We start from the raw sequence: 12,427 nt of genomic DNA, 5'->3' as shown, positions 1-12,427 counted from the left end.
CTGTCATTTCCTACTGGTGCGCGAGAATTTTCGAGGGCCGTATGCTGAAGGCGATATCGCGAGATTTCGCTCGAAACGTGTCGCGCTATCACGGTGCTTGATTTCGTGAGGTGCGATATGGAATTCGTAGAAAACTACAAAGGCTGCGTGATCAACAAAAGCCCGGTGGGCGGCCGATGGGCCGATGGGATTTGGGTGGGGCCTCGTTATGATTACAGCGTCTTTTTTCCAGATGGAACGGTCTGCGCGCTGACGTATGACAGCGCAGAGGGAGCGAGAGCCGAGGTCGATAAACTGGCTGATGGGTTTGTGCGTGCGCCTAGGAAATTTGAGTGGGCGTTTTTTCTTGAGTTCTTGGGCGTGCGAAAAGGGGGTGGGGTTGTTCGGAGAAGGTGATGGATGAGTCTGTCAGTCATTGAACTACCACTCATTCAGGAACGACGATGAGCCCGTGGCGAGGGAGCTTGCTCCCGCTTGACCGGGCTGGCGCTCCAGTGCGAAGCGCTCACAAAACGGCCGCCACGCAGCCCAGCGGGAGCAAGCTCCCTCGCCACGGGATGACAGGATGTCCAATGAATTCAGGCACAACGCGCCCCCTGTGGGAGCGAGCCTGCTCGCGAATAGCGGTGCGTCAGTCAACGAGTATTCAGCCGACTCAACCTCACGGGACGAAAACCCGCCCCGCGCGACTTAAGAACCCATCTCAATGGCCTGCCTGGTCATCGGCCATCAACACAACCCGCCCAAACCTCGCATTCTCATTCAGCGGCGTAATTGCCAATAACTGATCGAGACGAATCTCCTGACGACCGTCCGCCGTGTCGATTTCGAGAAACTCTTCCCGCGTGGAAGCGGTCCGCGTAGTAATCGCCCGAGCCGTCACGCGTTGGCCGTCAGTCAGTTCGATGTCCAGCGTGTAGCCGCACAGGCAGGCAATCTCCAGGTAGTCGTGCAGGTCGCAGTGCAGCGGTTTATAGGTGTCCATCTCACGCCTCGCCGTTTTGCAGTTTGAGAATGAAGTGAAGCGACCGACAGGTTGACGTTTTGAGTCGCCACCCGCCGGGTCGCAGGGCAGGGCGAATCAGAGCAGTTGCTTCAGCATCGCTTGCAACCGGTCATTCCCCGACTCGTCGAGCGGAAACACCGGCAAGCGCGGGTCGCCGACTTCCAGGCCGAGGGTGCGCAGACCAGCCTTGATGGTAGCGGGCAAGCCGCCCTTGAGGATGAAATCCAGCAGCGGCAATTGACGATAGAACAGCGCCCGGGCTTTGCTCAGGTCGTTGGCCAACACGGCCGCGTACAGGTCGAGATTGAGTTGCGGAATGAGGTTCGGCGCGGCAGTGCACCAGCCCTTGGCACCGGCCGCGAAGGCTTCCAGCGCCAGTGGGTTGCAGCCGTTGTAGAACGGCACCTGGCCTTCGCCCAGCAGTTGCAGCTTGTGCATGCGCTGAATGTCGCCGGTGCTTTCCTTGACCATGGTGACGTTATCCACGGCGTTGAAAATTCGCAGGATCAAGTCCACGGACATGTCGATGCCGCTGGTGGCCGGGTTGTTGTAAAGCATGATCGGCACATCGATGCTGGCGCCGATGGTCTGGTAGTGCCTGAGGATTTCCGCCTCGCTCAGTTTCCAATAGGAAGCCGGCAAGACCATCACCACATCGGCGCCGTGATCCTGGGCGAAACGCGCGCGGCGCACCGCTTTGGCGGTGGTCAAGTCAGACACGCTGACCACGGTCGGCACCCGGCCGGCAACGCGGGCGATGCTGAATTCGCTGACCTGATCCCACTCCACGTCGCTCAGGTAGGCGCCTTCGCCGGTGCTGCCCAAGGGCGCGATGGCATGCACGCCGCTGTCGATCAGGCGGTCGATGGACCGGCCCAATGCGTCCAGGTCCAAGCCTTGGCCGTCGGCGGAGAAGGGCGTGATGGTGTAACCGATGATGCCGTGGATGTTGGGGGTAGACATGGCGTCGCTCCTATTGGGTTCAGTTCAGGCAATCGGCGTGTTGGCGCAGGTTCTGCCGGGCGTAGTAGTTGAAGGCGGCCGCGTGACGCTTGGGACGGGCGATCCAGTCGTGAGCTTCGCGGCCCAGGTGCGGCAGGATCGGCTTCACCTCGCCGGCGGCCATGGCGAGCAATTGCAGCTTCGCGGCGCGCTCGATCAATTGGGCGATATTGCAGGCTTCTTCCACGGTCTCGCCGGTGGACAATTGACCGTGGTGGGAAAGCAGAATCGCTCGCTTGTCACCCAAGGCGCCGGCGATCAACTCGCCTTCCTCGTTGCCCACGGGCACGCCCGGCCAGCCTTCCAGGAACGCGCAGTCTTCGTACAACGGGCAGAGATCCATGTGGGAAATCTGCAGCGGCACTTCCAGCATCGACAGCGCGGCGATGTGGGTTGGGTGGGTGTGGATGATGCAATTCACATCCGGCCGGGCGCGGTAGACCCAGGTGTGAAACCGGTTGGCCGGGTTGGGGATGCCGTGTCCCTCCAGAACCTCAAGGTCTTCGTTGATCAACAGCAGGTTGCCGGCGGTGATCTCGTCAAACCCCAGGCCCAGTTGCTGGGTGTAGTAGGTGCCAGGTTGCGGCCCGCGCGCGGTAATCTGCCCGGCGAGGCCGGAGTCGTGACCATTCTCGAACAAGATGCGACAGGTCAGGGCCAGCTTTTGTCGCACAGTCCACGTATTATCCGGCAGTGATTTCTGCATCTGGTTGACAGCATGCTGGACCAATTGGTCCTTGGGCGTCGCCAGTGTCTTGCTCATGTCAGTTCTCCTGATTCGTTCTTTGACCGTTCTTGATCCGCGTCATGGAAGCTGTGGGGCGGAGGTGCTAATGACACTAAATAGACTATATGACACAAAGTGTCATTTGCAATCGCAGATTGTCCGTTTCCCTGGAAATGTGGGTTACCTATGTCCATTCGCTTGAAATTGCTCAGAAAAAAACTCGGTGTGACGCTGGACGTCCTGGCTGAAAAAACCGGGATGACCAAGAGCTACCTGTCCAAGGTGGAACGGGGTCTGAGCACGCCCTCCATCGCCACGGCGCTCAAGCTGTCCAAGGCGTTGAACGTGAAAGTCGAGGAGTTGTTCTCCGAGGAAAACGTCTCGCTCGACAGCTACAGCCTGGTGCGGTGTGAAGACCGCCAATCCCTGGCGGCGAACCCTGGCAGCGCTGAATACGCCGTGTTGGCTCACCAGGTTTCCGAGCGAACCTTGCTGCCCTTCATCCTCTACCCCCCGGCCGAATTCGCGGCGCATCATGCATTCAAGGAGCACATGGGCGAGGAGTTCCTGTTCGTTCACGAAGGCCAGGTGGAAGTGGACTTCATGAACGAGCGCGTCGTGTTGAATCGCGGCGATGCGTTGCATTTCAACGCGCAAAAACCCCATCGCCTGCGCTCGGTGGGTGATGTTCAGGCGCAGTTGCTGGTGGTGGTGCACAGCGCTGAATCGGCACAGAAGGGCGAAGACGCCTAGCACCACGTTGCTCACTGGGTAACCACCAAACCCCGTGGCGAGGGAGCTTGCTCCCGCTGGGCTGCGCAGCAGCCCCCTCCCATGAGCGCCTTGCCACAGAACTTTCGACAGCCTCAATTGAACGGCATCGGACACCTGCTCGGACCCGTCGAGTGACGTCCTGTCAGTAAAGACCGACAGACACTAGCGACAAGGCCCGCCAAGCCACAGCGCCTTGCGCCTTTGCCTACAACTACGCCAGAATCCGCCGGCTTGTGCGCCTGGGGTTGCGTCGGTAGTTTGGGACCTGTCACTGCTCATCAGTGATCGGGTTTAGCAGCTCGTGGTGAAACAGGTTGTGCAAGGCGTCATCCAGTCAGGAATCTCCTTCCTGCACTTGATGGTGGCTGTGCGCAGGGCGTCCCCGGACGCGCCGGTTTCTTGTTTCCCCGGTCTGCTAACCTGCGTACAGCTGCCTCCCATCGTTTAGCAGCGAGCGGGTGATGGCTCCAATGACAGGAAGCAAGACGATGGCAAAAGAGACTCCGAATCCTCCTGATACGAACGAGCATGTCTCCCGTGCTCAGTCTGCTCGCAACAAGAAAATCGATGACGCGGCTACGCGAGCGTTGGATTTTTATCTGAAACCCAAGCCTAAGGGCGAAACGTCTGACAAGACCGACTCCATTTTTCGGATTGATCCGGGGGTGGATTCTGAGTGTTTGCTGGCGAATCTCAGTGAGAATTTGGCTTCGGCGAACGCGATGATTAATGATTTGGCGTTTGATCTGGATGGGTCGAGGCGGCGTGTTGCGATGGGGATTTTGCAGGTGATTGAGGTGAGTGAGCTGTTGGCGAATCGGGCTTTGGATATTGTTGAGGTGAGGTAGGCGAGGCGTTTGCCCTCCGCTCCAGAGAGGTCTTGGCAACGAGACCTCTCTTGTTCGTAGCCACGTAGCTGATCCGGGCCATTGCAGCGACGCCCCGTTTTTACCATTTGCGAAAAGCGCACCAGCTAAGACAAAATCCCCGCCTTTATCGTGAGCTTCGATGCACAGGTAAATGGTGGCATAGATCCGAAACACTCCGGATCCTCCATGATCATCAAGGCTCAAGGCGGCTAAGAATATGAACGAATATGGCCTATACGCCTTGGCATACGCAGTATTCCTGCTGTTGTTCTTCTATATGAAATCCTACGGCCTCAGGAAATGGCTAGGCATTGCCCTGGTTGTCCTGGGATTTGCGAGTATTTTTATGCTGCCGTCTTTCATCTCCGGTTTTGATCTGGGGGTCGCCTCGACCAGTGCTATTGGTATCGGCGCGGCACTGTTTTTTAGCCGGGCCCGGTATGTGGCGTGAATTTGCATTCTTCTTTTATTAAGCGCTCGGTCCATGGCTACCAGCTGTCTCGATAGGTGGCTAGTGTTTTTTACCAATTATCTCGGTACCGAAATGAAATTTGATAATCGAATTTTTCCGGGGAGATTGGATGGTCAAAGAAGGGCTGGATGATAGGTATCCATTCGGCGCGCACATCAAAGCCCCCATCATATATTTCTGGTTCGCTTTCCAGATTCAACGCCGAGATTACCGATGCATCATCTCCCATGTCGTTCGAATATTCTTTGCCTTCACCTACCTCGGTTTTTTTGTCGTACCAATCCAATCTAAGTTTTAAGCCCATCGAGTCCTCACAAATATTTTTTGATGTTGCGGTTTTTTCTGGCCGGACCTACTTGCAAACCCGTTTCGTGATCGAACGCGCCTAGGTGGCTTCCGTCGCTTGCACGGTATGCCTCTAACTCACCATGCCTGGAATCCCATTCGTAAATGGTCCTTCCTTTAGGATCAGCCCACCGTTCTCTAAGTCCTGCCCCTCCTTGTTTTGGTGTTTTCTTTTTCACCTCTTTTAGATTTGAAAAGCCGGTAATTTCTTCGGTTTCTGGTGCTGGATAGTAGTCATGGTCCGCGTTACCGCTTCGCCTGACAGAGACCACAACATAAACCGGTCGAACCCCCGAGTCCGCCGGAAACACCAGAATGAAATCCCTGTACTCCGGCGGATAGATCGGATCGACGATGATGCTGTCAGCCATCGGCGTCGGCGGATAAATCCAAATAGGCGGTGCCTGGGGCGCAGCTTCCAAGGCAGGGATGCCAAGGGTGTCAGCCGGATTGATAGCCGGCGTCCAAATCAGTTCGATGCCATCACCCAGGTCGGCGATGAACTGATCGGCTCGCGGAGTGAACTGAACAACATCAACCATTTCCCAATCGGGATGCTGGCCGGTATAGAAGCCATACCCCTTGAGACTGCCATCGGCCTGCTGCTCGATGCTCAGACGCATGCGGCTGCGGGCTTGCTTGAGGTCGCGTAGCTGGTCTTCGCTGTAAAGCGCGCTGTCGCCCAGATTGGACGGCCAGAGCAGGGCGACGATGCCTGTCAGCAGGGCAGCGCCGACGGTGCCGCCCGCAGCGGCAGCCGTGGAAGTTGCCGAGCCGCCCAGCGCGAGCCGGCCCAAGGTAACGGGAACCGCGCCAGCGCCGATCCGCTCAAGGGGGATCGCGCCGGATGGGTCGGCGCTCCGACCGCCAAGCCACATGAGATCGCCGTACTGCTTGACCAGGTCCGCCGGGACGTAACCGTTGGGGTTGCTGTAATCGATGATGCCGTTGGGGAGCTTGCAGCTCTTGGCAAACACGCATCCGGCAACGCTGGACAACGGCTTGTTATCCACCGTGGCCCAGCGCGCTTGTTCGTAGGCGGATTGCCGGGCAAGCATGGCTTCATAAGCCTGCTGTAGGCCGTCGCGCTCGGCCAGTTCGCTGGCGCTCATGTCCCGATAAGTGAGGTGATGCCCGTCGCCGCCGGGCGGGTTTCGAACCTGGGGGATGTCTTTTTTGCGTGTCGCCACGTAGTGAATCTCGTCCGCTGAAATGCAGGACAGACGCTAACGCGGGAAGAGCGGGACGCGATGTAGGAAGTTTCTTGAAGTGGTTGTTCCGGTTTCCTCAAAACAGGTAGGGCTGGCTATCGAAGACCGGGACAATCTGGCGCGTCAAATGGGGCTGTCAGTCATTGGGCAACCGCAACTCGCAAGCCGACGTCGCCTTGCGCCTTTGCCTACAACTACGCCAGAATCCGCCGGCTTGTCCGCCTTGGATTGCGCCGGTAGTTTGGGACCTGTCACTGCTCATCAGTGATCGGGTTTAGTCGCCCAGGGTGAAACAGGTTGTGCAAGGCGTCATCCAGTCGGGATTCCCATCCTGTACTCGATGGTGGCTGTGCGCAGGGCGTCCTCGGACGCGCCGGTTTCTTGTTTCCCCGGTCGACTAACCTGCGTACAGCTGCCTCCCATCGTTTAGTCGCGAGCGGGTGATGGCTCCAACTACAGGAAACAAGATAATGGCAAAAGATACTCCGAATCCCCCCGATACGAACGAACACGTCTCCCGTGCTCAGTCTGCCCGCAACAAGAAAATCGATGACGCTGCCGCGCGAGCGTTGGATTTTTACCTGAAACCCAAACCTAAGAGCGAAACGTCTGACAAGACCGACTCCATTTTACGGATTGATCCGAGTGTGGATTCTGAGTGTTTGCTTGCGAATCTCAGTGAGAATTTGGCATCGGCGAACGCGATGATTAATGATTTGGCGTTTGATCTGGATGGGTCGAGGCGGCGTGTTGCGATGGGGATTTTGCAGGTGATTGAGGTGAGTGAGCTGTTGGCGAATCGGGCGTTGGATATTGTTGAGGTGAGGTAGCCCAAGCCGCTTGCAGCCCAACGAAAAAGGTCTTGCTGTGCGAGGCCTTTTTCGTTGAACGAGATGCGGCTGAAACAATAGGGGAGCGGTTTTCGTTATGTGAGGTGGCTACTACAGCGTCTAGCCACCTCCCCGATTAATGCTTACCATATCTCCCACCTCGTATTACCGCGGCTGCTGAACCCGGTACTCACGAGGAAATGACCATGGAAAGAACCCGTAGCTGGAGACGCGCACAGTCCCGTAAAGATGGTAGGCACGAAGCGGTTCGTCCGCAGGAAGCCAGGCCAGAAAAGAACTGGAAGCTGATATACACCCGTGCCGACAAACTGCACAGGGCACGCCAACTCGGCATGAGCTATCCCATTTGCACCACTCGCCAATTGTTGGATCAAGAGTGACTAACCTCCTGTTCGTTTGCAGCCGCAACCAATGGCGTAGCCCTACGGCGGAAGCGATCTGGCGTCGCCGTCCCGGTTTCGGCGCTCGCTCGGCGGGCACTAGCCCCAACGCACGCAAACCTATCGGCCCAGCGGATATCCGTTGGGCCGATGTCATCTTTGTGATGGAGCGCAAGCACGAGCATCGGCTGCGGGCAGAGTACGCTAGGCTGCTTGAACACAAGCGGCTTCATGTTCTGGATATTCCCGATGATTACCGTTACATGGACCCTGAACTGGTGGACCTGCTCGTAGACACCGTGACGTTCTACCTAGCAACATTGATTGATCCTTCTGACGGCACAGATAGATAGGTTTCCCAGGGAAGCTGGTTTTTTTTGTGACCCTGATGTCGAGTCATCGAGGGCAGATTTATCTATTTCCGTTGGCCGACCCCTTTCCCATGCTGACCTACCTGTCGAAGAGAAACAGTGTCGGCATAAGCCTACAGACCCCGGACAATCAAAGCTCGCCAGCCCACACCGCCTTGCGCCTTTGCCTACAACTACGCCAGAATCCGCCGGCTTGTCCGCCTTGGGCTGCGCCGGTAGTTTGTGACCTGTCACTGCTCATCAGTGATCGGGTTTAGTCGCCCGTCGTTGCTAAGTCGCTCAAGCGTCCATCAGTCAGGTATCCCCATCCCTGCACTCGATGGTGGCTGTGCGCAGGGCGCCTCCGGGCGCGCCGATTTCTTAGCTCGTCGGTCGACTAACCTGCGTACAGCTGCCTCCCAATCGTTTAGTCGCGAGCGGGTCGTAGCCTCAACCAAAAGAGAGCTAAGGCTATGGTCAAAATTACACCGAATCCTCCAGTAACAGACGAACCCACATCTCGTGCCCAGTCTGCCCGCAACAAAAAGCTCGACGACGCGGCCACTCGCGCGTTGGATTACTACCTGAAACCCAAGCCTAAGGGCGAAACGTCTGACAAGTCCGACTCCATTCTTCGCATTGATCCGAATGTGGATTCTGAGTGTTTGCTTGCGAATCTCAGTGAGAATCTGGCTTCGGCGAATGCCATGATCAGTGATCTGGCGTTTGATCTGGATGGATCGCGGCGGCGTGTTGCGTTGGGGATTTTGCAGGTGATTGAGGTGAGTGAGCTGTTGGCGAATCGGGCTTTGGATATTGTTGACGTGAGGTAGGGCAGTAACGGTACGTGCTCTCTGGATTGAAAAAAAGGTCTTGCCCAGCAAGGCCTTTTTTTTGTGCCCAAGGAAGACTAGCGCTCCCGTAAATCTAAGGCCTCGAATAGCTTCGCTCTCTATTAAATCTGAGGCTTTCTTCTGCTAGCGGAGGTATGACATTTTTCGTAGCGCAGCAGTGGCGTTTTGCTGCTATACCTCATTTGATCATTTATTCAGTGCGGTGGTAATAGGAGTCCAGTGACATGCACACCATAAGGAAAGTGGTAATTCTGAACTTCAAGAAATTCAAGACTCTCACTCTCGATTTCGAGTCTGGCAAGAATGTGCTGATTGGCAACAATGAGGCAGGAAAAAGCAGCATTTTGCTTGCTCTAGACCTCGCACTCGGCGGGAGCCGCAACCGCATTGAAGCTCTGGGTGCAGAAACACTGCTCAACAAGGATTCGGTGAACACCTTCCTTGCAGGGGAGAAGAGCCTGGAGAAACTACCTGAGCTGGTAGTCGACGTTTTCCTAGAGGAAGGCGACGACGAAAGCCTCTATGGAACCAACAACGCCCACCAGCGCCAGACTGACGGGCTGCGCATGATCCTTGCGGTGATGGCTGAGTATGGCGAAGCGGTGCGAGCCATCTTGGCTGACGATCAACCGAACTTCCCATTCGAATATTACGCGGTGCGGTTTGAAACGTTCGCCGGCAGACCCTACGCAGCATTCAACCGCCCCATTAAGCACATGATGCTGGACGGCTCACGTATCGATGGAGACTACGCATCTCGTGAATACACCCGAGCCGTGTACGCGTTCAACGCCCCCGTCGAAGACCGTTATAAACTTGAAAACCTGTATCGCCAAGGCAAGCATGCGTTTACCGGACAGCATCTAGCAGGCCTCAACGCTGACCTTCCCGCGTATCAGTTTGACGTGCGTACTAGCGTCCGGTCGAATCTGGAAACCGACCTAATCATCACGGAAGACAATATTCCGCTTGAGAACCATGGGAAAGGAAGGCAGTGCTTCATCAAAACCGAATTCGCGCTGAGCAAGCACAAGCAAGGCGGTTTAGATGTAATGCTTTTGGAGGAACCTGAAAACCATCTCAGCCATTCCTCCATGAAAGCACTTGTCGCCAAGCTAGCGAAGAACGAGAGTACACAGCTTTTCATCGCAACCCACAGCAGCCATATTTGCTCAAGGCTAGATCTTCGGCATGCCCTTTTGATCGGCCCGAATGCAGCTGCTGGTTCACTTAAAGCCCTATCAACCGAAACCGCAGAATTCTTCATGAAGGCCCCGGACAATAATGTTTTGGAGTTCGCGCTTTCGAAGAAGGTGATTTTGGTTGAAGGTGATGCCGAATTCATCCTTGTGGAGGAATTCTATAAGCAATGTACAAACGGGCGTCTACCGCATGCAGACGACGTCCATATAATCTCAATCGGCGGAACCAGCTTCAAAAGATACATGGAGCTCGCCAACCTGCTTGGAATTCGGGTCGCAGCCATACGGGACAATGACAAGAACTATCAGAAGAACTGCGTAGAAAACTACGTCGACTTCGTATCGGACCATGCCAAAGTATTTGCCGACAGAGATGATAAACGTTCAACCTTCGAAATAGGGTTGCACAACGACAACGAAGAAACCTGCAAGACCGCCTTCGGACCAGGACGAAAAACGCTTTCTCCTTTGGAATACATGCTAGCAAACAAGGCTGAAGCTGCATTTGAGCTACTCAAGGACAAGCCAGGTGAACTCACCGTTCCGGCCTACATCGTGGAGGCAATCCAATGGATAAACGAGTGATGTTCGCTGTAGCAGGATCAGGTAAGACAACCTTGCTAGTGAACCGCCTGAGCCTGGAAAGACGCGCGCTAATTGTCACCTACACGGAAAATAATTATCGCCACTTGCGCGATAGCATCATTAAACGGTTCGGTCATGTTCCCCGGAATATAAATCTCCTCAGTTATTTCACATTCCTCCATAGCTTTTGCTATCGCCCGTTGCTGCAGGTGCGCTTGGAAACTAGAGGGGTCAGCTTCCGAATACCACACCCTCGAACATTGAAACTCAAGCGTGACGATATAGCTTACTATACAAATAAAGGTGGAAGCCTATATCACAACCGTTTAGCGAAGCTTATTGAGGTCGAAGGCGCAATTCCTGATGTGATGGCCCGAATGGAGCGCTTTTACGATGAGTTTTATGTCGATGAGGTTCAAGATCTAGCAGGCCATGACTTCAATCTGCTGATGGCTTTAGCGAAAGCCAAGATTGAAATGCTGTTTGTAGGCGACTTCTACCAGCATACCTTTGACACCAGTCGTGATGGAAACGTGAATAGCTCTTTACACGCTGATATCGATAAATACGAAAAGCATTTTCTAAAGGCGGGTGTCACCGTTGATAAAAAGACATTGAGTCGAAGTTGGAGATGTGGCATCACCGTGTGCGATTTTATTCGTGCACACCTGCAGATTGATATGCAGTCACAACATACCGATAAAACCGAAATCATATCGTTGGCTAGTCAAGCGGAAGCTAACGCTGTGCATGCGGACGCCAGCGTCGTAAAGTTGTTCTATCAAGAACATTACAAGTACGGGTGTGTGTCTAACAATTGGGGCGCCAGTAAGGGGCTGGATCATTATGGAGATGTCTGCGTTGTGCTGGGTGCTACTCACTGGAAGAGCTACAAAGAGTCCTTGCTTGATACGCTCCCTCCACAGACAAAAAACAAACTGTATGTTGCCTTTTCACGGACGCGCGGGAGGCTGTATCTGGTGCCTGAAAAATTGTTCAAATCGTTCAAAACTGGTTAAGGTGGACTGCGAATACAGTGGCAGATGTGCTTGTTTGCAAATAAAGCTGTCTTTTTCTTTTTTTGGGGGGGTTAGGAGATATAGGCGTCCCATCTTACTCCGCGCATGATTAAGCTGCCTGTCACCTTGGATAGTATCGCCAGTAACTTAGCTAGGCCCACACCCGGCTCCTCGGAACGGAGATAAATTTCAGACCCCTCTTTGCTCAGCAACAGTCCTTCGTTTTTTATTAGGATTCCTTGGCTGAGGTCTAAATAGATGTCAGGTTGGCCTGTTTCTGGTAGCCTGCCGAGCTCCTGTTCAATGCTGTTGAGTTTAGTTCCTCCATAGGTGAGAACGACACTCAAAATTCGAGTATAAGACCAATCTAAATTACCTATCTGAGCACCTTCCAAAGTGCTTGGTTTTAATGACTTTACGCTTGCTATGTTTAGCGCGATGTCACCAAAATCAGATGGAGTGATGCCCGTCTTTATTTCAAAAGTTGCTACAGCTCCTTCTTGAAAAATGAGGTCATGTCCGCTTGCAAATGGCAATCGAGGCATGGATTTCAGCATAAGAACTATGTCTTGTTGTTTTGATCGGATCCCGTCTGAATCGATAATTATACCACTTACAACACTGGTCATTTGAGGAAGATGTGCTGTGAGAAAATCTTGGATTAGGCGTTCACGCGCAGCTCCCGCTGTAACCGAATGACCTAGCACCTTGGTCATTTCGTACTGAGCGGTCAAGGTTTTAACAGCACCGTGGCAATACTCAACGAGTGGTTTCAATTAT

At 54.5% G+C, this 12,427-nt stretch carries 16 protein-coding genes; 10 read left to right on the top strand and 6 right to left on the bottom strand.

Annotation, left to right across the window (positions count from 1 at the left end; genetic code table 11):
* Positions 1–117: 117 nt before the first annotated feature.
* A complete protein-coding gene (locus M1D99_RS25005; protein WP_186730021.1) occupies positions 118–396 on the top strand; it encodes a hypothetical protein in 279 nt (92 codons plus the stop codon).
* A 307-nt stretch (positions 397–703) separates the two neighbouring features.
* Here the strand turns inward: M1D99_RS25005 and M1D99_RS25000 are convergent, their stop codons facing one another.
* The 3 genes from M1D99_RS25000 to M1D99_RS24990 all read right to left on the bottom strand — a co-directional run bounded on the left by M1D99_RS25000 (position 704) and on the right by M1D99_RS24990 (position 2,771).
* The gene (locus M1D99_RS25000; protein WP_458130922.1) at positions 704–985 is read right to left on the bottom strand and encodes a Rho-binding antiterminator; all 282 of its coding nucleotides are present in this window, start codon (positions 983–985) and stop codon (positions 704–706) included.
* Positions 986–1,081: 96 nt separating this feature from the next.
* Positions 1,082–1,969, bottom strand: coding sequence for a dihydrodipicolinate synthase family protein (locus M1D99_RS24995; protein WP_458130921.1), 888 nt, complete (start codon positions 1,967–1,969; stop codon positions 1,082–1,084).
* A gap of 19 nt (positions 1,970–1,988) precedes the next feature.
* Positions 1,989–2,771 (bottom strand): aldolase, encoded by a 783-nt coding sequence (locus tag M1D99_RS24990; RefSeq protein WP_420764132.1) that lies wholly within the window; start codon positions 2,769–2,771, stop codon positions 1,989–1,991.
* Positions 2,772–2,921: 150 nt separating this feature from the next.
* Between M1D99_RS24990 and M1D99_RS24985 the strand changes: the two genes are divergently transcribed.
* The 3 genes from M1D99_RS24985 to M1D99_RS24975 all read left to right on the top strand — a co-directional run bounded on the left by M1D99_RS24985 (position 2,922) and on the right by M1D99_RS24975 (position 4,829).
* Positions 2,922–3,488 carry a helix-turn-helix domain-containing protein gene (locus M1D99_RS24985; RefSeq protein ID WP_458130920.1) on the top strand — a complete coding sequence of 189 codons (567 nt, stop codon included), beginning with the start codon at positions 2,922–2,924 and terminating at the stop codon, positions 3,486–3,488.
* A gap of 509 nt (positions 3,489–3,997) precedes the next feature.
* Entirely contained in the window at positions 3,998–4,357 is a 360-nt protein-coding gene (locus M1D99_RS24980) for a DUF6124 family protein (RefSeq protein ID WP_458130919.1), read from the top strand.
* A 238-nt stretch (positions 4,358–4,595) separates the two neighbouring features.
* Positions 4,596–4,829 carry a hypothetical protein gene (locus tag M1D99_RS24975; RefSeq protein WP_458130918.1) on the top strand — a complete coding sequence of 78 codons (234 nt, stop codon included), beginning with the start codon at positions 4,596–4,598 and terminating at the stop codon, positions 4,827–4,829.
* Positions 4,830–4,899: 70 nt separating this feature from the next.
* Here the strand turns inward: M1D99_RS24975 and M1D99_RS24970 are convergent, their stop codons facing one another.
* Complete coding sequence (locus M1D99_RS24970) at positions 4,900–5,154, bottom strand: colicin E3-like toxin immunity protein (protein ID WP_458130917.1); 255 nt, start codon at positions 5,152–5,154, stop codon at positions 4,900–4,902.
* A gap of 7 nt (positions 5,155–5,161) precedes the next feature.
* Complete coding sequence (locus tag M1D99_RS24965) at positions 5,162–6,385, bottom strand: colicin E3/pyocin S6 family cytotoxin (RefSeq protein ID WP_458130916.1); 1,224 nt, start codon at positions 6,383–6,385, stop codon at positions 5,162–5,164.
* 491 nt (positions 6,386–6,876) lie between these two features.
* Between M1D99_RS24965 and M1D99_RS24960 the strand changes: the two genes are divergently transcribed.
* The 6 genes from M1D99_RS24960 (at position 6,877) to M1D99_RS24935 (ending at position 11,647) form a co-directional block, all read left to right on the top strand.
* Positions 6,877–7,236: a DUF6124 family protein gene (locus tag M1D99_RS24960; RefSeq protein ID WP_458130915.1), complete on the top strand. Its 360-nt coding sequence runs from the start codon at positions 6,877–6,879 to the stop codon at positions 7,234–7,236.
* Between the two features lie 206 nt (positions 7,237–7,442).
* The gene (locus M1D99_RS24955) at positions 7,443–7,637 is read left to right on the top strand and encodes a hypothetical protein (protein ID WP_250965261.1); all 195 of its coding nucleotides are present in this window, start codon (positions 7,443–7,445) and stop codon (positions 7,635–7,637) included.
* Positions 7,634–7,990, top strand: coding sequence for a low molecular weight protein tyrosine phosphatase family protein (locus M1D99_RS24950; protein WP_458130914.1), 357 nt, complete (start codon positions 7,634–7,636; stop codon positions 7,988–7,990). The genes M1D99_RS24955 and M1D99_RS24950 overlap by 4 nt, the downstream gene beginning before the upstream one ends.
* Before the next feature lie 470 nt (positions 7,991–8,460).
* Positions 8,461–8,820, top strand: coding sequence for a DUF6124 family protein (locus tag M1D99_RS24945; RefSeq protein WP_458130913.1), 360 nt, complete (start codon positions 8,461–8,463; stop codon positions 8,818–8,820).
* A 245-nt stretch (positions 8,821–9,065) separates the two neighbouring features.
* The gene (locus tag M1D99_RS24940; protein ID WP_458130912.1) at positions 9,066–10,628 is read left to right on the top strand and encodes an ATP-dependent nuclease; all 1,563 of its coding nucleotides are present in this window, start codon (positions 9,066–9,068) and stop codon (positions 10,626–10,628) included.
* Positions 10,613–11,647 carry a DNA helicase UvrD gene (locus tag M1D99_RS24935; RefSeq protein ID WP_458130911.1) on the top strand — a complete coding sequence of 345 codons (1,035 nt, stop codon included), beginning with the start codon at positions 10,613–10,615 and terminating at the stop codon, positions 11,645–11,647. The genes M1D99_RS24940 and M1D99_RS24935 overlap by 16 nt, the downstream gene beginning before the upstream one ends.
* Positions 11,648–11,718: 71 nt before the next feature.
* Here the strand turns inward: M1D99_RS24935 and M1D99_RS24930 are convergent, their stop codons facing one another.
* Positions 11,719–12,423 carry a DUF6602 domain-containing protein gene (locus M1D99_RS24930; RefSeq protein WP_458130910.1) on the bottom strand — a complete coding sequence of 235 codons (705 nt, stop codon included), beginning with the start codon at positions 12,421–12,423 and terminating at the stop codon, positions 11,719–11,721.
* Positions 12,424–12,427: the final 4 nt, after the last annotated feature.

This window comes from Pseudomonas sp. R3-41, assembly GCF_054161485.1.
The sequence above is the reverse complement of the archived record's forward strand: the minus strand, read 5'-3'. Positions and strand labels throughout refer to the sequence as shown.

What these genes read in the sequence shown, in the direction of transcription:
- M1D99_RS24955 (WP_250965261.1), top strand. Translation starts at nt 7,443, where the DNA reads ATGGAAAGAACCCGTAGCTGGAGACGCGCACAGTCCCGTAAAGATGGT.
- M1D99_RS25005 (WP_186730021.1), top strand. Translation starts at nt 118, where the DNA reads ATGGAATTCGTAGAAAACTACAAAGGCTGCGTGATCAACAAAAGCCCG.
- M1D99_RS24975 (WP_458130918.1), top strand. Translation starts at nt 4,596, where the DNA reads ATGAACGAATATGGCCTATACGCCTTGGCATACGCAGTATTCCTGCTG.
- M1D99_RS24940 (WP_458130912.1), top strand. Translation starts at nt 9,066, where the DNA reads ATGCACACCATAAGGAAAGTGGTAATTCTGAACTTCAAGAAATTCAAG.
- M1D99_RS24970 (WP_458130917.1), bottom strand. Translation starts at nt 5,154, where the DNA reads ATGGGCTTAAAACTTAGATTGGATTGGTACGACAAAAAAACCGAGGTA.
- M1D99_RS24935 (WP_458130911.1), top strand. Translation starts at nt 10,613, where the DNA reads ATGGATAAACGAGTGATGTTCGCTGTAGCAGGATCAGGTAAGACAACC.
- M1D99_RS25000 (WP_458130922.1), bottom strand. Translation starts at nt 985, where the DNA reads ATGGACACCTATAAACCGCTGCACTGCGACCTGCACGACTACCTGGAG.
- M1D99_RS24980 (WP_458130919.1), top strand. Translation starts at nt 3,998, where the DNA reads ATGGCAAAAGAGACTCCGAATCCTCCTGATACGAACGAGCATGTCTCC.
- M1D99_RS24985 (WP_458130920.1), top strand. Translation starts at nt 2,922, where the DNA reads ATGTCCATTCGCTTGAAATTGCTCAGAAAAAAACTCGGTGTGACGCTG.
- M1D99_RS24995 (WP_458130921.1), bottom strand. Translation starts at nt 1,969, where the DNA reads ATGTCTACCCCCAACATCCACGGCATCATCGGTTACACCATCACGCCC.
- M1D99_RS24960 (WP_458130915.1), top strand. Translation starts at nt 6,877, where the DNA reads ATGGCAAAAGATACTCCGAATCCCCCCGATACGAACGAACACGTCTCC.
- M1D99_RS24990 (WP_420764132.1), bottom strand. Translation starts at nt 2,771, where the DNA reads ATGAGCAAGACACTGGCGACGCCCAAGGACCAATTGGTCCAGCATGCT.
- M1D99_RS24945 (WP_458130913.1), top strand. Translation starts at nt 8,461, where the DNA reads ATGGTCAAAATTACACCGAATCCTCCAGTAACAGACGAACCCACATCT.